General features: G+C 37.6%; 12 protein-coding genes and 1 pseudogene. 10 read left to right on the forward strand and 3 right to left on the reverse strand.

Annotated elements, in window-relative coordinates:
• The first annotated feature begins 83 nt into the window (after positions 1 to 83).
• The 10 genes from NQ542_RS09365 (at position 84) to NQ542_RS09410 (ending at position 18,602) form a co-directional block, all read left to right on the forward strand.
• Positions 84 to 2,672, forward strand: a complete 2,589-nt coding sequence (locus tag NQ542_RS09365) for a type I restriction-modification system subunit M (protein ID WP_005635875.1) — start codon at positions 84 to 86, stop codon at positions 2,670 to 2,672.
• A 4-nt stretch (positions 2,673 to 2,676) separates the two neighbouring features.
• A complete protein-coding gene (locus tag NQ542_RS09370) occupies positions 2,677 to 3,810 on the forward strand; it encodes a restriction endonuclease subunit S (RefSeq protein ID WP_206673765.1) in 1,134 nt (377 codons plus the stop codon).
• A gap of 30 nt (positions 3,811 to 3,840) precedes the next feature.
• Positions 3,841 to 8,145, forward strand: coding sequence for an HsdR family type I site-specific deoxyribonuclease (locus tag NQ542_RS09375; RefSeq protein ID WP_005635871.1), 4,305 nt, complete (start codon positions 3,841 to 3,843; stop codon positions 8,143 to 8,145).
• Between the two features lie 10 nt (positions 8,146 to 8,155).
• The gene (locus NQ542_RS09380) at positions 8,156 to 11,758 is read left to right on the forward strand and encodes an ATP-dependent DNA helicase (protein WP_227945672.1); all 3,603 of its coding nucleotides are present in this window, start codon (positions 8,156 to 8,158) and stop codon (positions 11,756 to 11,758) included.
• Between the two features lie 73 nt (positions 11,759 to 11,831).
• Positions 11,832 to 12,860, forward strand: coding sequence for a helix-turn-helix transcriptional regulator (locus NQ542_RS09385; protein ID WP_005635868.1), 1,029 nt, complete (start codon positions 11,832 to 11,834; stop codon positions 12,858 to 12,860).
• Between the two features lie 29 nt (positions 12,861 to 12,889).
• Positions 12,890 to 14,254, forward strand: coding sequence for an SIR2 family protein (locus NQ542_RS09390; protein WP_227945673.1), 1,365 nt, complete (start codon positions 12,890 to 12,892; stop codon positions 14,252 to 14,254).
• Positions 14,205 to 16,025, forward strand: a complete 1,821-nt coding sequence (locus NQ542_RS09395) for an argonaute/piwi family protein (protein ID WP_227945674.1) — start codon at positions 14,205 to 14,207, stop codon at positions 16,023 to 16,025. Before NQ542_RS09390 ends, NQ542_RS09395 begins: the two co-directional genes overlap by 50 nt.
• Before the next feature lie 179 nt (positions 16,026 to 16,204).
• Positions 16,205 to 16,561, forward strand: a complete 357-nt coding sequence (gene tnpA / locus NQ542_RS09400; protein ID WP_005635862.1) for an IS66 family insertion sequence element accessory protein TnpA — start codon at positions 16,205 to 16,207, stop codon at positions 16,559 to 16,561.
• A 37-nt stretch (positions 16,562 to 16,598) separates the two neighbouring features.
• The gene (gene tnpB, locus NQ542_RS09405) at positions 16,599 to 16,913 is read left to right on the forward strand and encodes an IS66 family insertion sequence element accessory protein TnpB (RefSeq protein ID WP_230199192.1); all 315 of its coding nucleotides are present in this window, start codon (positions 16,599 to 16,601) and stop codon (positions 16,911 to 16,913) included.
• A gap of 75 nt (positions 16,914 to 16,988) precedes the next feature.
• On the forward strand, positions 16,989 to 18,602 hold the full coding sequence (locus NQ542_RS09410) for an IS66-like element ISBvu3 family transposase (RefSeq protein WP_005639999.1): 1,614 nt from the start codon (positions 16,989 to 16,991) through the stop codon (positions 18,600 to 18,602).
• Positions 18,603 to 18,679: 77 nt separating this feature from the next.
• Here the strand turns inward: NQ542_RS09410 and NQ542_RS09415 are convergent, their stop codons facing one another.
• The 3 genes and pseudogenes from NQ542_RS09415 to NQ542_RS09425 form a co-directional block, all read right to left on the reverse strand.
• Positions 18,680 to 19,900, reverse strand: a complete 1,221-nt coding sequence (locus tag NQ542_RS09415) for an IS256 family transposase (RefSeq protein ID WP_005650368.1) — start codon at positions 19,898 to 19,900, stop codon at positions 18,680 to 18,682.
• A gap of 255 nt (positions 19,901 to 20,155) precedes the next feature.
• Positions 20,156 to 20,299: pseudogene (locus NQ542_RS09420) on the reverse strand (nucleotidyl transferase AbiEii/AbiGii toxin family protein); the annotation flags it as partial.
• An 11-nt stretch (positions 20,300 to 20,310) separates the two neighbouring features.
• The gene (locus tag NQ542_RS09425) at positions 20,311 to 23,160 is read right to left on the reverse strand and encodes an SNF2-related protein (RefSeq protein WP_005640856.1); all 2,850 of its coding nucleotides are present in this window, start codon (positions 23,158 to 23,160) and stop codon (positions 20,311 to 20,313) included.

The following is a 23,160-nucleotide window of genomic DNA, read 5'->3' on the forward strand; positions in this document are numbered from 1 at the left end:
AAATGCAGAATGTCTGCATTCTTAATTTAAACCTTTGCTTATGATATTCTCATATAGAGTAAGCTAAATTCAAAATTGATTTTATGAACAAACAACAACTTGCCAATAAAATATGGGCATCTGCCAACAAGATGCGTTCCAAGATAGAAGCCAACGAATATAAAGACTATATACTTGGCTTAATCTTCTATAAATTCCTGTCGGACAATGAGGTGAACTATCTGAAAAGTATCGGATGGACTGATGAGGATATTGTGACACTTGTAGAAAATCATGAAGACCAGGAAGCAGTCATGATGATGGAATATTGCAGAAATAACATCGGCTACTTCATTGAATACAAAAATCTGTTCGGCACATGGCTGAAGCCCAATTCTGAATTTAGCGTGGCCGACTTGAGCGGAGCGCTCAACAGCTTCGACCGCCTGATCAGTCCTAACTACAGACATGTATATGAAAACGTATTCAAGACACTACAGGCCGGTTTGAGTAAATTAGGCGAAAATACGACCTCACAAACACGTGCACTGAAGAATTTGATAAAGCTGATAAAAGATATACCTACCGATGGAAGCCAGGACTATGACGTGCTGGGATATGTATATGAATACCTTATCAGTAACTTTGCAGCCAATGCCGGGAAAAAGGCCGGAGAGTTCTATACGCCTCACGAAGTGGCTATCCTGATGTCTGAAATTGTGGCTGAACACCATAAGAATAAAGACAAAATTGAAATTTATGACCCTACAAGCGGTTCAGGTTCTTTGTTGATTACTATCGGTAAATCGGTTGGGCGCCATATCGAGGACAAGAACAAGGTGAAATACTATGCGCAGGAGCTGAAGGAAAACACTTACAACCTGACACGTATGAACCTGGTGATGCGTGGTATCAAACCGGATAACATCAATACCCGTTGTGCCGACTCTCTGGAAGAAGACTGGCCTTTGCAGACCGACGGCGGTGACATCGGCAAACCGCTTTACGTGGATGCCGTTGTCAGCAATCCCCCCTATTCTCAACAGTGGGATGCCAACGACCGTGAACTGGATGCACGTTTCAAGGATTATGGTGTAGCTCCTAAAAGCAAAGCTGATTACGCCTTTTTGCTTCATGAACTCCATCATCTTAAACCGGACGGAATCCTGACGATTGTGCTTCCTCACGGGGTTCTCTTCCGTGGCGATGCTGATGAAAATAGTGAAGGAGAAGGCAAAATCCGTCGCAACCTCATTGAGAAGAACAACATCGATGCCATTATCGGACTGCCTGCCAATATTTTCTTCGGCACAGGTATTCCTACCCTCATTATGGTGCTCAAACAGCATCGTGACAATGACGACGTGCTGATTATCGATGCCTCGAAGGGTTTTGTTAAGGAAGGAAAAAATAACAAGTTGCGCGAATGTGATATCAAACGTATTGCCGATACGGTACGCGAGCGAAAGACGATTCCCGGATACTCCCGTACAGTGTCCCGTGATGAAATCCGTCAAAACGGTTACAATCTGAATATCCCTCGTTATGTAGATTCCAGTGATCCTGTTGAAAAGTTCGACATCTATGCCACCATGTTCGGAGGCATCCCTCACAGTGAGATTGACGAACTTCAAAAATATTGGGACACATTCCCTTCTTTGCGTGAAGAATTGTTTAGAGCGGATACAGACAAACCTTATTCTCAGTTGAGGGCCGAAGATACTCAATCAGTTATAGAGCAGAATGCAGACGTGAAAGCCTTCCAGAAGAGGTTTGCACGGGCTTTCGAAGGTTTTGCCAATAGTGTTCATCATCGGCTGATTGATCATGTAGATACGATAAATCCACAAAAAGAACTGGATGCTATTTCCGATGATATTTTTGCCCGTTTGCATGAAACACCACTTATTAACCGGTATGCAGCCTATCAAGCTTTGGCTGACAACTGGCAGGGCATCACCAACGACATTGAGACCATACAGCAGGAAGGCATTGGAGCGGTAAGAGTAGTAGAACCTGCTTATAAACTGGTAAAGAAAGGCGACGAAGAGATTGAAGTGCCAGATGGTTTGAAAGGCCGCATTATTCCTTTTGAATTGGTACAACAGGAAAAATTTCAAGATGAACTGAAAGCTATAGCCGGTTTACAGATGCGGGTAGAAGAAATCTCAGGTGAACTGGATGAAATCCGTGAAAGCTTCTCAGAAGAGGAATCTGAGGCTTATTTGGATAGTGAAAAGGAAAATGCCTTTGATAAGAAAGCCATTACTGCGGGAGCAAAAGCCAAAAAGGATGCGGTGGAAGAGGAAACTAAAGAGAAACTGAAGAAGATTGTCAAACTCTGGGAGGAACAGAAAAACAAAAACAAACAAATCAAGGAGGCAAAGCAGGCTCTTATTGACAAAACGGTAGAAGCGATAGAGAATCTTTCTGACGAAGATATTTCTCTGTTCCTGCATAAAAAATGGATTGATCCTATTATCAAAGGTATTGATGAAACGCTCACTGAGGTTTTGTCGGCTTTTGAAACTAAAGTGCTTACATTAGGTAAGAAATATGCTATAAGTTATAAGCAGTTGAATGAGGACTTGGGAAAATCCCAAAAAGAATTATCTGATCTTATTGGTGAACTGACTGGAGATGAGTTTACTTTATTAGGACTTAATGAGTTGATTAATGGTGAAAAGAAATAAGTATATGAACGTACCTGAAATTAGATTTAAAGGATTAGATAAAACTTGGAACAAAAAAACATTGGATGAACTCGTTCAACTGAATAGTGGAATGGATTATAAGCACTTATGTAATGGGAATATACCTGTATATGGAACTGGTGGATACATGTTAAGTGTTAACGCAGCTTTATCTTACGATAAAGATGCTATAGGAATAGGACGTAAAGGTACTATTAACAAACCATATATATTAAAAGCACCTTTTTGGACTGTTGATACACTCTTTTATGCAATACCTCGTAAATATAATAACTTACAATTTTGTAATTGCATATTTCAAAGAATTGATTGGTTAAAATACGATGAATCCACAGGAGTTCCAAGTCTATCCAAAAATATAATAAATTCAATAGAGGTAAATTGTGCTCCTAGTTATGACGAACAGCAAAAGATAGCATCTTATTTCCAGTCATTAGATTCATTAATTCAAACCACATCAAAGAAACTTGTATCTTTAAAACAAATAAAAGATGCAAGCCTACAATCTATGTTTCCACAAGAAGGAGAAACTGTACCTAAAGTAAGATTTAAAGGATTTGAAGGAGAATGGGAAAAAATTCCTTTTGGGTCATTCTTAAAAGAAAGTTATGAAAGGTCAACAGTAGAGAATGAGGATATTTTATTATCGTCCGCAATTACAGGAGTGTACTTAAACTCTGAATTATTTGGACATCAAAGAGGAGCTTCTAATATTGGATATAAGAAAATAAAAAAGAATATGCTAATTCTTTCAACCCAAAATCTCCATTTAGGAAATGCCAATGTTAATTTAAGATTTGAGCATGGACTTATATCACCAGCTTACAAGGTCTACGAAATCGTTAATATATCACCATTATTCCTACAACAATGGATAAAAATGGATTCTACAAAAGTTTTTTTCCTGAATGCAACAACAGCAGGTGCTAGTTTGTGTAGAAAGAACATTGTGTGGGATGATTTGTACAAACAAATAGTATTGATCCCTTCAAAAAATGAACAAGTTAAAATAGGATTATTCTTTTCAAATCTTGATAAACAAATCTCTCTCCAAACCCAACGCCTTGAAAAGCTAAAACAAATCAAGGCAGCTTGTCTGGATAAGATGTTTGTGTAAAATATCATTCAAACCTTTAATGGAGTAAATATGGATAATATAAACGACATACAATATTTCGTCAAGGAAAGTCTGTTTGAACAAGCCTTGGTCGACCTTCTCCCCCATCACGGTTGGGAAAAGGAAGTCCTTGTACAACCCACAGAAGATGATTTGATCCAGAACTGGGCAAAGATTCTCTTTGACAACAACCGTGACATCAACAAATTAGGCAATTATCCGCTTACTGCGAGTGAGATGCGCCAAATCATCGATCAGGTGAATCTGTGCGACAGCCCATACGCCATGAATATGTTTATCAATGGCGGACAGGTATGTATCAAACGCGACAATCCTGCCGATACAAACAATTACGGCAAGGAAGTATATCTGAAGATTTTCGATGCACGCGAAATCAGTGCCGGACAGAGCCGCTACCAGATTGCCCGCCAACCTCGTTTCAAGGCTTCGCACCCGTTGGGCGGTGACCGACGGGGCGATGTGATGTTGCTCATCAATGGCATGCCGGTGATTCATATAGAGCTGAAACGTTCCAAAGTAGATGTAAGTCAGGCTACCTTTCAGATTAAGCGTTATACCCACGAAGGTGTATTCGACAACGGTATCTTCAAGATGGTGCAGATTTTCGTGGCCATGACTCCGGAAGAAACACTCTATTTTGCCAATCCGGGCAAAGAAGAGAATTTCAAGCCGGAATTCTATTTCCATTGGGAAGACTTTAACAACACAATCATACGAGACTGGAGGCGAATTGTATCCGATTTGCTCAGCATCCCCATGGCACATCAGCTAATCGGTTATTATACCATTGCCGACGATAAGGATAAGACACTGAAAGTACTTCGCAGCTATCAGTATTTTGCAGCCAGCAAAATCAGTGACATAACGCATAAGACTAACTGGGATACTCATCAGCATCGTGGCGGATACGTGTGGCATACCACCGGTTCCGGAAAGACCATGACCAGTTTCAAGTCAGCACAGCTTATAGCCAATTCCGGCGATGCAGACAAAGTGGTATTTCTATTGGACCGCATTGAGCTGAGCGTGCAATCATTGGATGAATACCGTGGATTTGCGGGAGAAGACGAAGCTATTCAGGATACGCAGAACACAGCTATCCTGTTGAGTAAGCTCAAAAGTACAGATAACGACGACCGACTGATTGTGACCTCTATTCAGAAGATGTCGAACATCAAAGCAGGGAAAGATATTTCGCAAGATGACATTGATTTGATAGATCGTAAACGACTGGTATTTATCATAGACGAATGTCATCGTAGCGTGTTCGGCGATATGCTGATAGGTATCAAGAATACCTTCAAAAGAGCCCTGCTTTTCGGTTTCACGGGAACACCAGTCTTCAAAGAAAACGCCAAGCATGAAATCATGACCGAAACCATATTCGGCGACATGATTCATAAATACACCATCGCCAACGGAATCCCTGATCACAACGTATTGGGATTCGATCCGTATATGGTGAGAACCTACGAAGACAATGAGCTTCGCGAAAAAGTGGCATTCTCCCAACTGAAGGTAAACAGCATCGAGGAGATTGAAAATGACGAACAGAAAATGTCTATTTACAACATGTTCATGAATGAACTGAAGATGCCGGACACTTATAAGGAAGGAGATGAAACCTTACACGGAATAGAACATTATCTGCCTAAAGACTTGTATCAGCAGCCTGTTCATCACCAGGCTGTCGCAGCCGACATCGCAAGTGGAAGGGATAAACTGAGCAAGAACGGTAAATTCCACGCAATTCTGGCTACAAAGAATATACCTGAGGCAATAGCTTATTATCGGATATTCAAGGAGCAATATCCTTCCCTGAATGTGGTAGCCGTATTCGACAACAACATAGACAATTCTGATGGCGGAATTGCCAAGGAAGATGCCTTGCTGGAGATGCTGGATGACTATAACCGGAAATATGGAACAACATTCCAGCTTTCCACATATGCCAAATACAAAAAGGATGTGGCCAAAAGACTGGCACACAAGAAGCCTTACCTCAATATAGAACATGATCACACACAGCAGATAGACCTGCTTATTGTGGTCTCACAGATGTTGACAGGTTATGATTCCAAATGGGTAAATACGCTGTATGTGGATAAGGTAATGAAATATGTGGACATTATCCAGTCGTTCTCACGCACCAACCGCCTGTTTGGTCCGGACAAGCCTTTCGGCATTATCCGCTATTACTCTTTCCCTTACACCATGGAGCAGAATATCAACGATGCACTCGATGTATATGTGGACAGGCCGTTAGGTGTTTTTGTCGATAAACTGGAAAGCAATCTGACAAATATCAACCAGAAGTTCTTGCACATAAGGGATATATTCCAGGCACAGAAAATCGAAAACTTTACCAAATTGCCGGAATCAAGAGAAGACAGGAATATGTTTGCCAAAGATTTCAGCCAGATGACTCATCTGCTGGAAGCAGCCAAGCTGCAAGGATTCACATGGGATAAGGATGAATATGAGTTCCAGCATGGCGATACCTATACCTACGTCAAAATGGAACTGGACGAACAGACTTACCTTATTCTGCTGCAACGATACAGGGAACTGTTTGAAGGTAATGGAGATGGCAGTACGGAAGGAAATGATTTTGACTATCCTATTGATACCTATATCACAGAAACAGGTACGGGTACGATCGATGCCGAATATATCAACTCCAAGTTTGTGAAGTTCATCAAGAACCTCTACATGTCCGGTCCGGGAAGCGAACTGACCAAAGAAGCCTTTAAAGAGTTGCACAAAACCTTTGCTTCTCTATCACAAAAGGATCAGCGTACGGCAATGATTATCCTGCACGACCTGCAAAGTGGAGATTTGCATCTGTCGCCGGGTAAGACGATTTATGATTATATCGCAGAATACCAATTCCGTGAATTACACAAACAAGTAATGATTCTGGCCGAAGCGACCGGTTTAAATGCCAGTCAACTGGAGCACATCATGAGTCGTAATGTAACGGAACAGAATCTGAATGAGTTCAGCCAGTTTGACAACCTGAAGCTGACATTGAACATGACCAAGACCCGTGAATTCATTGCCAAAGTAGAAGGTACAGAGGTTCCGGCTCGTCTGGTTATTCCCAAGGCAGACAAATTACTTCGAGAGTTTATTTTAGACAGCAGTTGTAGAGAACATATTCTGAAAGCGTACTTGAACATGGAGGAGAATTATCAATCCGAAGAAGAACAGGTGCCGCAAGACGAAGACGTTATTACAGACGAAGTACAGCATGTAGACATGGCCGTCATAAAAGATAATATCCGGAGTATTCTGAAAACAACTTTGACCACAGTGCTTCCACAAATGCGTCCTATCGACGAGATTATAGACAGCGCATTCTATGTAATAGACACACCGTCAATTGATTCTTTGGACAATGTAGGCATGTTTATTCAGCGGGCATTTACAAATCTGTACGGTAAGAAAGCAACTATCGTAGATAAGTTTGTGGCATTTAATTTATTGGTCACCAAGTTTGAAGCATATCTGAAGAAATTATATTATCTGATGAAAGGCCATGAAGTTCCTGCCCAAAATCCGGGTGAAGATGTAACTTGGAAAAACGTGATTTATGCTCATAAATGTCTGTGGAATCTGAAATACAGCACGGATGAAGGAAAGCAGCAGCTATATCAATACCTTATGCTCATTAAAGGCTGGAGAAACAGTGAATCACATATTTCTCCTACAGCTTCAGAACAGGAAGTTGATACTGCAATCAGCATCATCCTGACCATGTATTTCTATGCTACAGGCTCTTCTATTACAGATTTGGAAATGAATGGACATGAAATACAAAAGTCCGAAAGTGTTCACAAAGAAAATTCTTATGTCCATAAAGTAATTCAGTTGCATCCATATTATAATGAAGAAAATGATGACCAACAACTGGTCGCTGAAGCGAACGTAAAGGATTGGCCAGAAGAAAAACGAATCGCAACTCTGAAAAAGAGCATTTGCCAGCTTATAGGATATGAGCCTAAAAAGTCACCTTTGAACAAGCAAAGACATTGGATTGCGATTTATCGTATAGCAGCAGATAAGGGATTTATCATAGAAGGTGATTTTGCTTATTTCAAAAGAATCATTGATAATATGCAAATAAGTAATCTTCCTGTTCCTCTTAAAATAGAATCGCTACAAAGCTCCATCAAAGACGTGTATGCAAAAGATATTGAATATTGGACAGACAATAACCTTAGTGGCAAAAAACTAGCAGAGTATGAAGATATTAAGAAATGTGCTGATGCGTTTGCCAAGATTGTAGGAAATAATATTAATACGAAATAAGACGATTATCATGAAACATATATCAATCCGTGTGCCTTGGCACGATAATAAATGGAATGGAACTATTTGTCAATGTCCGAAAAATAATCCATTCTGCATGATGCTTCACAATATATCTGAAAAAAAAGATGAGAACAAAGAAGAAACTTATGCAGGAAAGGATTGGAATTCTCTCAAGCAAGATCAATTACCTGCTTGTGTTGGCGAGAATGGTGGTTTTATGAATGAGAAGCCATATAAAAGAACCTTCAAACATGTTTATGCTTTTGGAGAGACTCCACATGCAAAGCTCTTACCTACAACAATAGAACTCAAACCATATAGCTTTTTTGGAATACCTTTCCGATATCTATCTCGTGATTATCAGGAAGAACTGAATCATAAATATCCGAATATGTCTGATGATGAAACTGCACCGTTTCCTACATCTTGGGTATATGGAAAAGAGAGACAGTTTGAAATATTAAATCACTTTAGATTAAATATAGAAGCTGGCACTTCACTCGGAGTTTTCTATTGCAAAAGTGGTAATCCAATTGATGAAGATGCAAAATTAATCGTTGGTATAGGTGAAATTACTAAAGTTTTACCGCTACAAACATATGAGACAACAACTGATTATACATATCCTTTTTGGGATTTGATTTTTGAACATGGTATAAGAACTGATTTGAAGAAGTCAAAAGGATTTCTTTTGCCATATCATGAATATATGTCACTTGATGAAGACTATGTAAAAGCCCAAACAGGAAAATCAAAACAAGAAGTAATTGATGAAATAAAAATTACCATTCCAAAGCTAGGCAATAGCCAGAAAATTTTTAACGAGTTGTCGTATGGTTGTGAATATGTTAGTAACCATAGCATGTTGATTATTTTGAATGTAGCCAGGAAATGTTTAGAATGTGTCATTAATCATGGACTTGTCGGAGGAAACTGGAAACAACAAATTTTGTGGATAGATTCCCAAATTGCAAAGGTGAAGGATATGATAGGTCCTTTCCCAGCTTTCGCCGAGGCTTTATCAGCAATAGGGGTAAATTATGCATTTATAATTGAACAGGATTTACGAAATAATGGATATTGTAGGGTTAAAGATAATCCATGGGAAGCCTTTGATAAATTGATGAAAGATGAATTGTCTCTTCCTGATTCCGTATATAAAAGTGAACTTACTCATTATCGTATTCTTTGGAAAAATACTCTAAGTAACCAAAGACAAGTACTGGAACTGCTATCACGTTTTGAAATAAATTCGGAAGTAATAAAATGGTGGTTTGATAGTCCTGGCTGCTATGATGAATTATTAAATAATCCATATATTATCAGCGAGGAGAGTCTTATTGAAAATTATCTTCCTGTTACAACCGAAATGATTGATCTTGGCATAATGGCTGACCCTAAGATTCAAGGCAAATGGACTCCAAAAGCTCCTTCACTAGTGGAATCCGTAATTGATAATAGAAGGATCCGCTCATTTATCATTTCAAAACTTGTGGCAAGTCTCAGTGATGGTGATACATTAATTTCTGCAAACGAGATTGAGTTATATATAAAAGATTGTTTGGCTGCGGACAATCATCAACTGCCATATAATTATTTAATGTCAAACAAAGAGTTCATTGAAGAAAAAACTATATATCTTAATACTGATGACAGGTGTGCACTGCAGTTGAAGGAATATAAAGAAATTGATGATTATTTGCGTAAGATATTCAAAGGTCGTGCTTCAAAGGATGTCAAATCACCATTAAAAGAAGACTGGAATACGATCGTTAAAGCATCTATTGATGGTTACAATGAAGCAAATGAGCGATGCCGTAATGCTGTAGCTGACCAGGTAAAGGCATTGGAAATGTTCTGCAGTAAGCGCCTTTCTGTGCTGGCAGGTCCAGCTGGAACAGGCAAAACTACAGTTGTCAAAGCTTTCTTAAAATCGCCACAAATAAAAGCAGAAGGTACACTCCTTTTGGCTCCTACAGGGAAAGCGCGAGTTCGCTTGGGTAACATGTCTGCAGATATTCAAGCCCTAACTATTGCGCAATTTCTGACGCGTCAGGGTTTCTTTGACTGGGATACAATGACACCTTGTGTTCCTGAAGATGCAGAAAAACGTAAATACTGTGGAGCCAAAAATGTCATTATTGACGAGTGCTCCATGCTTACATGTAAGGACTTTTATGTCTTAATGAAAGCATTGGATTTAAAGAACATTAATCGAATAATTTTAATTGGAGATCCATTTCAATTACCTCCTATTGGCCCTGGCAGACCATTTGCAGACTTATTTAACTACCTAAAGGATAATAAAGACGAATATTTAAGATCGGCAATAACAAAATTACGATATGTTGTAAGAACTATTAATACAGGAGACTCTGACATATTGACTTTAGCATCATGGTTCTCTGGAGAAAAACCTGCAAAGAATTCCGATCTCATTTTTGAGCAAGTTGCCAAAGGAAATCTTAATAATGACTTGGTTGTTTATACTTGGAATGATGAAAACGACCTTAAAGACTGCTTGAAAGAGGCCATTGAAAAAGAGTTGCCAGAAGAGGAAGGTAAATCTTTATCCGATAAGATTCGTAAATCTATAGGACTTGACGATGTAAATAAAGCCTTAAATGATCCGTCAAAGGTTGAAAAATTTCAGGTTTTATCCCCAGTAAAAAATCCGGTATGGGGAACATTCCAGATTAATTCGTATTTCCAAGAGTGGGTTGGTATAAATAAAAATTTTTCAATAGAAATAGCTCCTATTACCATATCTGCTCTAGATAAGGTCATTCAATTAAAGAATGAACGCAAGAAATCTACGAGTAAAGAAGAATGTCAACTTTCAAATGGTCAAATAGGTTTTGTTAATTATGCAAATAAGAGGGAAAAGAAATCGACAGTTGTTTTTACCGGGTTACCCAACAAGAGATTTTCATATTATTCTTCTAAGTCGGATGAGGCTGATAATACAATAGACTTGGCTTATGCTATAACTATCCATAAGAGTCAAGGGAGCGATTTTGATACTGTGTTGGTTGTTCTTCCTAAAAGCGGACGTATACTTTCACGTGAACTAATCTATACAGCTTTAACACGAGCAAGAAAGAAATTAATTCTGTTGATACAAGATAATATATCGTGGTTAATCGAGTATACTAAACCTCAGATGTCAGTTCTAGCTAAGCGAAATACAAATCTTTTTTCTACATCTGTTCGTGAAGATATTTCAAACATTCCATATGTGGAAGGATTGATTCACACAACCTTAAAGCCAGGTTTAATCGTACGTAGCAAGTCTGAAGTAATTATTGCTAATATACTATATGAACGAGGTATTGACTTTGAATATGAAAGAATGATAGAAGATAACGGCCGCCGATGTATTCCTGATTTTACTTTTGAAGATGCATCTGGAGATACCATTCTTTGGGAACATTTAGGAATGTTAGATAATCCCGCCTATAAGGAATCATGGGAAAAGAAACGAGATTTTTATAAATCAATCGGTTACATAGAAGGAGTAAATTTATTTACTACAGTTGACCATGAGAACGGAAGTATTGATTCTACAGAAATTGCTGCAATAGTAGATAAATTAGAAGATTTAATATAAAAGATTATGAACAATGCAGAAAGACTGCATTGTTCATAATTAGCTTTGTATTGTTTGATAAATAGTATTGCCTATGCCAACAAATAAAAATGCACAGTTAAGATACCAGATTATAGATAAATGCCTGAGCAATTGGTCTAGGCGTTACTATATTGAGGATTTAGTAGATGCCTGCAATGAAGCGCTCTATCTGTATAATGGAGAAACGAAAGATGGTTGCGGAGTAAAAAAACGTCAAGTACAAGAAGATCTAAAATTCATTGAAAGTGAAGAAGGATATAGTATGGAGATAGATGCCATTCGAGATGGACATAGAAAATATTACCGATACCATACCAAAGGGGCTTCTATTAAAAATCAACCTATCAATCAAGAAGAGCTCAATTTGATTTATGATGCATTGATACTTCTTAAACGTTTCGATGGAGTACCACAATTTGAGTGGTTAAACGACCTTGAAAAAAGACTATATACGACCAGTAAATTAGGAGATAGTCTGGATTCAGTTGTAAGTTTTCAGCATAATCCCTATCTCAAAGGAATGGATTTATACTATAAACCCATTTTTAATGCAATTGTTAACAAAAGGGTAATTGAAATTATATATCATCCATTTGGGAAGGATGCTAGAACTGTAATTGTTACTCCTTATCATCTTAAACAATATAATAATCGCTGGTTTCTGATCGGCAAACATAAAGACTCGGATTATCTATCAAACTTTGCAATTGATAGAATCGAAGGAGTAAAGGAAACATCTAAACCATACATAATACAACCTGAAGGAATAGATTTTAAAGAATACTTTAGCGATATCGTCGGCGTTTCGCGTTCAAATGCTCCTGTAGAAGAAGTCATTTTAAAGGTTAGTGATAAAGCCATTGGATATATTGTGACTAAGCCACTTCATGAATCTCAATCAGCAGTGACAACACCTCTTGAAGATGGATATTGGAAGATAACCTTAAAAGTCCAAAATAATTATGAGTTACGTTCTTTGCTCCGTTCGTTTGGTGCACAAATAGAGGTTATTGCCCCTGAGTCATTACGACAAATGATGAAAGAAACAGCCGAGACTGTGAGTCAGATATACGAGAAATAATAAAATCACGATAACCAACGACTATGAATATGCCCGAAAATTTATATTTAGAATTTGATGCTTTTTTACGATCAATCAAACAAAATTTAGATGGGTCATTTGGTGTCCTATTAGGTGCCGGTGCATCCATCTCATCTGGTATTCAATCGGCAAATGATTGCATATGGGATTGGAAATTTTTAATATATCAATCATTATCAGGTAATCAAAAAAAATTAGTAGATCCCAAAAAATCTGATTTAAGTAAAGACATCATTCAGAAATGGTTAGATGTGCAAGGGAAATATCCACAATTGGGGAGTCCAGAAGAATATTCTTTTTATGCCGAAGCTTCATATCCAATAGATGCGGACAGAACTAAATATTTTGAAAGCCTGTGCAATGGAAAAAGTCCGTATGTAGGATATAAATTGCTATGTCTGTTGAATAAATATGGAATTGTAAAATCTGTCTGGAGTACAAATTTCGATGGACTCGTGGAAAGAGCTGCACAACAAGCCAATATAACACCTATAGCTATAAATCTTGATTGCGTTGATCGTATATATAGGACAGAAAGTTCAAGTGAATTACTTTATATAGCATTACATGGAGATTGTAAATTTAGAACACTCAAAAATACAGAGAAAGAACTAGATTCACAGAATAGTGAATTTGTTTCAGCTTTGCGACGTTATTTTGTTGACAAAAATTTAATTATCATAGGATATAGTGGAAGAGATAAATCCCTTATGTCTGCTTTGAAAGAAGCTTTTACGGATAAGGGAGCAGGAAGATTGTATTGGTGTGGCTACGGCAAGGATATTACACCAGAAATAGCAGATTTGATTCAAACTATTCGATCTGCTGGAAGACAAGCGTTTTATATTGACACAAACGGATTTGATAACGTCATGTTATCTCTTGTAAAATTCTGTTTTAATGAAGATTCTAATAAACAAGAGGAGATCAATGAAATACTTAAAGTAATAAGTATAGACAATACAACAACTCCATTTTACATACAGGATGGAAATACAAAAAAATATCTGAAAAGTAATCTAATTCCAGCTACTTTTCCCGATGAAATATTTCAGTTTCAAATTTCATACGATGAGAATGAAAACAGATGGAAATATCTTAGAGAAAAGATTAAAGAAAAACCCCTTATTGCTGTACCATATAAAGACAAAGTATATGCCATCTCAACTGTATCTACTATCAATGAAGTTTTTGGGAAAAATTTAATTAGTGAAATTGAGCGTGTTCATATTTCTATTAATGAAATAGAGAAGAATAGTCATTTTAAAGAATTATTTCTCAAAGATGCACTTTATGGAATCTCTCAAATTAGAGGGTTAGGTGTTGATTACAAGCGTTCTATGCTATATAAAAAAAGATATTTATGCAAATAAGAATAATGTAACAATACATGAAGCTATTGAATGTGGATTATCATTTGTCCAACAAAAGAAATATGTCTTGTTTTCAATCACTCCAACAGTCTATTTTATTTCTAATGGCCAAATAAAAAAGGAGATCAAACAACAATACTCTCATGAGTATTTGGATAAAATGAGAAATCAGCAATATGAGAAGAAATTACAAGAATGGTGTAATATAATGTTTAATGGTAAAAGATTATGTTTTGAGATACCTGTTAATTCACGAAGTGGTTTTATCTTTAAAATATCCAATAATCGTGGTTATGCTGAAATACACCATTACGGACAAGGTAACATAACGATATATTCTCCGAAGGGATATAATATAAATCAAACATTATATCATGGCATACACATTAACGAACCCAAGCTTGAATTTATAAATCCATACGTTAATAAACCAGCATATGATGACAATCCGATGAGAGGATTATCAAAATACAGACCTTTCGATGCGAATTATTTTGATGTATTCCCTAAAGATGTATGCATTGGCAGTATCTGTCCTACTTCTTATTCTTTAAAATTTAGTGAATTTCTAAAAAGACTAAATTCTACAGTATCTGCAGATAAATTATCCGACTATGTACATCATTATACCGGTTTTAGTAATATTTATAACTGTAGACTTGATATTCCTGAAATACATTCTGAAAAATGGGTATCAATAAATGATAATCCTAAAAGTGCCATTAATTTAGCAAAAACTATTTGTACAGAAGGGCAAAAACTTTCAGAACAGTTCCCAGGAATTGTGCTATTAATATTTGTACCTAATTCATGGAGTAACTATAGACAATTCAATTATCATGGAGAAACATTTGATTTGCATAACTATATTAAAGCGTTTGCCGCCCAACATAGATTCACGACCCAATTTATAGAAGAAAAAACTTTATATAACAAGATGGTATGTAAAATTTCATGGTGGCTCTCTTTAGCTTTATTTGTGAAAGCTTTAAGAACTCCCTGGACTCTTGCAGACTTAGATCAAAATACAGCATATGCAGGAATTGGATATAGCATAAAAAAGCAATATTCAGGTAAAGCTGAAGTTGTTTTAGGTTGTAGCCATATATACAATGCACAAGGACAGGGATTAAGATATAAACTGTCAAAAGTTGAACATCCGCAATTTGACAAAAAGAAAAATCCTTATTTAAATTTTGAAGAAGCTTATAAATTTGGGATGGATATACTGGCTCTTTTTCAAGACGCTATGGAAAAGTTACCTCAAAGAGTTGTAGTTCATAAACGAACCCCTTTTAAGAATGATGAGATTAAAGGTATAACAAACGCATTAAAGCAAGCAGGAATATCAGAAATTGATTTGATCACAATCACTCAAGAATATGATTTAAAGTTTATTGCAGAGAAGATTATGTATGGTCAATTTCTTGAAGATGGATATCCTGTTGATAGAGGAACTTGCATTAAACTATCATCGAGAAATGCTTTGTTATGGACACATGGAGTAGTTCCCTCAATACAGTCAAATCGTAGATACTACCAAGGAGGACGTTGTATTCCTGCTCCTTTAAAAATTACCAAATACTATGGACATGGAGATTTGGAAACTATTGCTAAAGAAATTCTAGGATTTACAAAAATGAATTGGAACTCGTTTAATCTATATACAAAGTTACCTGCTACAATTGACACTTCTAATACATTGGCGCAGGTGGGAAACTTGTTAAGACAATATAATGGTGTAACATACGATTACCGTTTCTTTATCTAAAAAGTAGCTCGCCATAAACAGTCTTCATTTATGGCGGACTACTCGATTATAAATTCTGTTGTATCGAAAAGATTCTATACAATTTACACTACCTATCACACAAAGGTCGTAAGCATCCGATAAAGTACACATTGTAGACCTAAAAACTCTTCTATTACTTTGCGTTCAAAAACGTAGTTATGAAACGATCAATGAGTAAAGAAGAGTTTTTAGCGCTATATCAGCGCCAACAGTCCAGCGGACTAACCATAAAGGATTTCTGTGATAATGAATCGTATCCTGCTTCCTGTTTTCATTATTGGAAGAAGAAATATGGATTGAGTCACCCATATACCAAACACACCGAACCTACAGGTGATTCGTTTATCCCTCTTAATATTAATCATACTCCTGCCATTCCCACTTCATCATGTGGTGACAGGCATGTAACCATAGAACTTCCATCCGGCATAAAGATCCACCTCAACATCCTAAGTAATCCGGAGATTATTTATGGCCTGATCAGTAAATTATGTAGCCATGTTCTGCCTGAATGATACGATGCGCTACTTCCTGTGTCCCGGGAAGACAGATATGCGCAAAGGAATAAATTCCCTTTGTGGGCTTGTTCATGATAAAATGGGATATGACGTTCGACTTGGCGATGTGTTTATCTTTGTCAACCGAAGCAGAACAACCATGAAACTTCTGCATACCGAAGACGGAGGTATGGTTTTATACATAAAACGCCTTGAGGAAGGTACCTTTAGACTTCCTTCCTATGATAGTGAAAGCCGTTCCTATCCCATGGAATGGCGTGATTTAGTACTGATGGTGGAAGGCATAACCGATAATCCGAGTGATAGACTCAAACGTCTTAAAGCCGGTCGAAAAGAAGGATTTTATTGATTAAAAAGAGCTTCCTAAACTTGTATAGCTGTACGATTTTCAGTATCTTTACATTATAATAAGATACTAAAAAGAATGATTCATACAGATACGATGGAACTAATAATCAAGAATCAACAGGAGCAAATAAAAGGGCTTCTGGAGACAAATCGTACCCTTGTAGAATCAAATCAGAAACTTATGGAACAGACGGGAGAACTGCAGCAAAAAGTACAGGAACTCCTGTCGCAAGTAGCCTGGTTAAACAGACAGCTTTTCGGCAGAAAGAGTGAAAAGCTGGCATCCTTGGATCCCAACCAGCTTGCCTTGTTTGATACCTTGGCTAATCCCAGGCAAGAGGAAACGGATCTTGTGGAGACTGGCGTAGGCACTAGGACATGTAAACCGGACGGAAAGAAAAAAGAATCCCGCCGTAATCGGGAACTGTTAGAGGGGCTGCCCGTTGTGGAAGTCATTGTCGAACCTGATAATGTGGATCTGAATCGATATCGTCGTATAGGTGAAGAGCGCACACGTACGCTTGAATTTGAACCGGGAAAGCTATATGTCAAAGAGACAGTACGTCCCAAATACGGACTCAAAAATAATTTAAGTCTTCCCAAAGAGGGTGAAAGCGGTGTCATAATAGCACCGCTTCCACCTTCCCCTATATACAAATGTCTGGCAGGACCTTCCTTGCTAGCCGAAATACTTCTGCAGAAATATGAATATCATGTTCCCTTTTACCGTCAGGTAAAGGAATACAGACATTTGGGTGTACGACTGCCGGAAAGTACTTTAAGCGGGTGGTTTAAGCCAGTATGTGAGTTATTAAGTCCTCTTTATTCGGAATTAGTAAAGCTCGTAACGGGCAGCGGATATGTTCAGGTCGACGAAACCACAGTACGGGTCATCAACAAAGGAAAGGGAAAAACCGATAAGGAGTATTTATGGATGGTCAGGGCAGCTATGGAAAAACTGGTCATCTTCCATTATGATGACGGTTCCCGATCCGGACAGACAATCAGAAATTTATTAAAGGACTTCAAAGGATATCTTCAAAGTGACGGATACAGTGCCTACAATGCGTTTGATGGCACTAAGGACGTGTGCCTTATTGCCTGTCTGGCCCATATCAGAAGACATATGGAGCTGGCACTGGATGAAAATAGATCACTTGCTGAATATGCTCTTAAACAAATACAGGAACTATATCATATTGAGCAGATAGCAGATGCCCGGAAACTCGATGCGCAGGGACGATGTGCACTCCGCCAGCGTTTGGCAACTCCCATACTTGACTCCTTTGAAAAATGGATGGAACAGACTTATGGCAAAGTACCACCAAGAAGTCGCATGGGACAAGCTATTACCTATACTTATCCTCTTTGGCCAAGAATGAAGAATTACCTGAAAGATGGAAATCTGAAAATCGATAATAATCTGGCGGAAAATGCGATTAGACCACTTACTTTGTCCAGAAAGAACTTCCTCTTTTGTGGTAACCACGAGGCAGCTGAAAATACAGCAATCATATGCTCACTATTAGCTACCTGTAAAGCACAGGAAATTAACCCAAGGGAATGGCTGAATGATGTCATAGCCAAACTTCCATACTATCTGGAAAGAGACTCCGGGAAAAATGTTCGTGAACTTCTTCCGGATGTTTGGAAGTTAGAGAAATCCAACACGAATCCAATTGGAGTTTAAATATTTATGTTAAAGAATAAAAGACACTGTCCAGAATTTTGTGTAAATGAAAACAGGATTCAGTTGTAAGTTTGTTCTTATATCTGGATTCTGTTTTCAAACATAAGCATAAATTGATTCATAATCAAGCCCCAGTTTGAAATAGGCATTGTCCATTTCTTTTCAATCTCCATAAGCGAAAGATATACGGTCTTTTTTACAGCATCGTCCGAAGGAAATGAAAGTTTTGATTTCGTGTACTTTCTGATTTTTCCATTCAGGTTCTCAATGAGATTGGTTGTGCAGATTATTTTTCTGATTTCCAGCGGGAATTGGAAGAAAACAGTCAAATCATCCCAGTTGTTTCTCCATGAAAGTATAGCATAAGGATACTTTCCTCCCCATTTCTTTTCCAGATTGTCAAGTTCTGTGGCTGCAACCTCTTTGTTGGGTGCATTATAGATATTCTTCATATCCGCTGTAAACTCTTTCTTATCCTTATAAACGACATATTTACAGGAATTTCTGATCTGATGTACCACACAGACTTGAGTGGATGACTGAGGGAATACACTGCGGATAGTATCCGTAAATCCATTCAGATTGTCGGTACAGGTAATCAGTATATCCTGCACTCCACGGGCTTTTAAGTCGGTCAGGACACCCATCCAGAAAGAAGAGCTTTCCGATTTGCCAACCCACATGCCAAGAACTTCCTTCAGGCCGTTCTGTTTCAGTCCGACGCAAAGGTAAACGGTCTTGTTTATGATCTTGCCGTTATCCCGTACCTTGAAGACAATACCGTCCATCCAGACTATCAGGCAAACAGGATCAAGGGGACGGTTCTGCCACTCCTGGGCAGCCTGATTGACTTTGTTGGTAATGATGGAAATGGCCGATGTAGAGAGCTCTATTTCATAAATCTCACGCATCTCTTCCTCTATGTCAGAAACGCTCATTCCTTTGGCGTATAGGGAGATAACGAGCTTTTCTATAGAAAGTCCACGACTTTCATGTTTGGGCACTGCTATCGGCTCAAACTGGCCGTTACGGTCACGTGGAATAGAAATGACAGACTCTCCATGTTCGGTCTGGATTTTCTTCGGATAACTGCCATTCCGGGAGTTGCCGGTATTGTTCCCTGTCACAGAATTCTTTTCATAGCCCAAATGGGCATCCATTTCGCCTTCAAGCATCTTCTCCAGCACCTGGGCATGCAACTGTTTCAGAAACTTGCTCACATCCGCTTCTGTCTTGAACTGGCTAAGGAACTCCTTGCTTAACACCTCATCGGGCACTACTTGATTCTTTTCTTTCATAATCTTCTTCATTTTGCAAATCTATAAAATAAAAAATACGAGACTCAAACTTGAATCCCGTATTTTCCATTTACACAAAATATTTTATAGTGCCGAATAAAAAACTCGATATTAGCTTTTGACTAAAGTTGATATCGAGTTTTCTATTTTATGAAAATACAATGTGTACTTTATCGGATGCTTACTACCAAAGGTCTATCAAACACAGATTTCACAAGTTCAAATTTTTCAGGATTATTCACCGGATGATAATTGCATCTTGCCTGCAAACAGGTCTAGAAGTGTGAAACAGCGGGGCATAAATGAATGTGGCTGAAGCAATAGCTTTTATTTTGTATTGAAGTTCAACGGTGGACAAGTATCTACTTCAATCTTTATCTTTATTGACTTCTCTGTTTGGGAGCCTTTAGTTATTTAATATGCCATCTAAAACGCATAAAAATGGATGTATCATAATGGTTTGTCATGGCGACTCGAAGTTTTACAGTCATAGCATCAACTTTATCCGCACATTCATCTTCCAGATCGAACAGTTGGCGTTGTTTCTGACGTAATTGCTTTGCTATTTTAGCTTCGTTCTCCTGAAGTTCAAGTTTCAATTTTGCATTTCTTTCTTTACGAATTTGTCTTTTCAAGGCTTCATCTTCCTTGCGAAGAGCAATAACTTCATTCTCTGGTGAGTAAACTTGATCTTCTGCCCAAGCTTGGTACTTATCAATCTCAAAACTAACGTATTCTTCAGATCTGCTATAAACATCATGTTTCAAGTCATACAATTGTTGCTCATATGATTCGGTCAGCTGCTCTTCAACATTGTCTCCAAACCATTTCGATTCATTAATAGCGTTTGCTTCAAACAATTTTTTAAGAAAATCTGGTGAAAGATTCTCTCCATCATCAGTTTTGCTACAGAAAAGAAGATGTTCATGTGAATCTAATTCATTGTAAGCCTTTACTTTATATACGACAGCTACACCTGATTTTCCCTTATACTTTTCCAGCAAAACTTGTCTAGAGGATAAATTGTCTACTTCAAATTCAATACTAGCATCAGGAACAGGGGTCTCTAATGCTCTGCTTATAATATATTCGCCAAGAGGATGCGTTACTCTTAACTGATGAAAATCTCCATGATCTTTGTTTAATATGTAAGTACCGGAAGGTATATTGCTTTTTAGTGATACTGGTAAAACAAAAGTAAGATTTTCATCATCAATGTCAGTAATTAAATCTTTCAAAACACTCTTGGCTAGTCGCCAAAAATGACGATTATAAGAATTTACTCTATCACGATCTTCGCTTTGTCGAATCTTCAGCTTATCAACAACCTCTTCATCAAAATTTTCAAGTAAAGACTTTTTGGTATCTTTAATTCGTTGCTGTATAATCTCTTCCAATTCAGACTGAAGTTGATTAAATGCAGCCTCAATTTCTCTTTCTGTACGACAAGTTTGGTAAATATGATTAAGCTTCTTCTCAAAATCAACTCCAGACTCCAATGAGCCTAAGACTTCGTCACTACTACCAAATACGCCTTCAAAAAGATTAAACTTCTCATTCAGCAATTCATAGACTCTACAGTCTGCGTAATTCAACTGATTTACAAAATTCACTACAACCACATCGAATTTTTGTCCATATCTGTGGCAACGTCCTATTCGCTGTTCTATTCTTTGAGGATTCCACGGCATGTCATAGTTGACAAGAAGTGAGCAGAATTGCAGGTTGATACCTTCAGCACCTGATTCTGTTGCAATCATGATTTCGGCATCTGTCCTAAAATGGTCAACCAATGCTTGTTTTCTATCTATAATTGTTCTTCCTGATATACGTTTAGAACCTGCATATAGAGATAGCCATTTTCGATAGATAGATTTAGAATCATCATCATTGTTTGAGCCATTAAAGCAAACGACTTTTTCTTTGTATCCGTTATTCTGAAGAAAAGATTTTAAATACTCTTGAGTTCTACGACTTTCAGTAAAAATTAAAGCCTTTTTGGGTGCTCCAAGCATCTCATTTTTATGGAATGTCTTTTCTAGAGCAACGAGTAATTGCTTTGCCTTAGTCTCATTTACAATAGACTTTGCCTGTTCCTGATACATACGTAATTCAGCTATCTCCAAATCAATCGCATCAGAAATTGCAGGATTCAGTCCTTCGTTGATTTCGTCTTTCTCTTCATCGAGTGTTACTTCGTAGTCGTTTTCTACCGTTGACATGGCCGATAACAATTCACCAGTAACTTTGTAATGTTCTAGTCTTTCGACAAAACGCTGTAAAGTAAAACTTAACGCATATGCAGAAGAAGACATTATCTTTCTGACAATTAATGACAACATAGGCCTTACCTTCTCAGGAATGCCATATGTTCCTGGCCTTTGAAGGTATTCGCTTATATTTTCATACAATTGTACTTCTTCAGGAGAAGCTTCATATTCTTGTACAAATGCAGTTCTCTTAGTGTAGTTGACATATTCTTTGACCTGTTGACGCAGTGTTCTATGTACAATATGAGACAGTCTACCTTTGAGTTCTCCAAACTTAGCAGAGTCTCTGGTAGTAATCATATTGTATTGCTCATTAAACGAATCAACTGTAGAAAAGAAATGTGGATCTATAATGCTTATTAAGCCATATAGTTCCTTTAGGTTGTTCTGTAATGGCGTTGCAGTTAACAAAATCTTTTTATAATGCTTAAAGGTATTCATCATTGTGTTACCAATGATATTACCTTTTTTGTAGACATTACGCATTTTGTGAGCTTCGTCAAATACGACCAAATCCCAATCAACCAACTGAAGTTCTTCTGAATGCTTTATTGCGAAATTATATGAGCAGATTATGATATGTCTACCATCTTCAAAGAGATTAGTGTCCAACTCCTTAATTTCCTTATAGCTTTCATTTTCGAGAATCACTGATGGTAAGTAAAATTTCTCCATCAATTCCAAATTCCACTGGTTTCTCAGAGATGCAGGAACAACAATAATAATTCGCCTCTTATGTTCTGCCCATAGTTCTGAAAGAATAATGCCAGCTTCAATAGTTTTACCCAAACCAACCTCGTCCGCTAAAATAGCACCTTTACTTAGTGGAGATTTGAATGCAAACAAAGCTGCTTCAACTTGGTGAGGATTCATATCAACTTTAGCTTCAGACAATACGCCAGTAAATCGACTATCGTCACTGGTCGATTTCTTATGCGATAAATCCCATGCATAATAAAGTTGTTGAGCAGGAGTTATACTATTTTTCAT

The sequence above is a fragment of the Parabacteroides merdae ATCC 43184 genome (assembly GCF_025151215.1).
Taxonomy (GTDB): domain Bacteria; phylum Bacteroidota; class Bacteroidia; order Bacteroidales; family Tannerellaceae; genus Parabacteroides; species Parabacteroides merdae.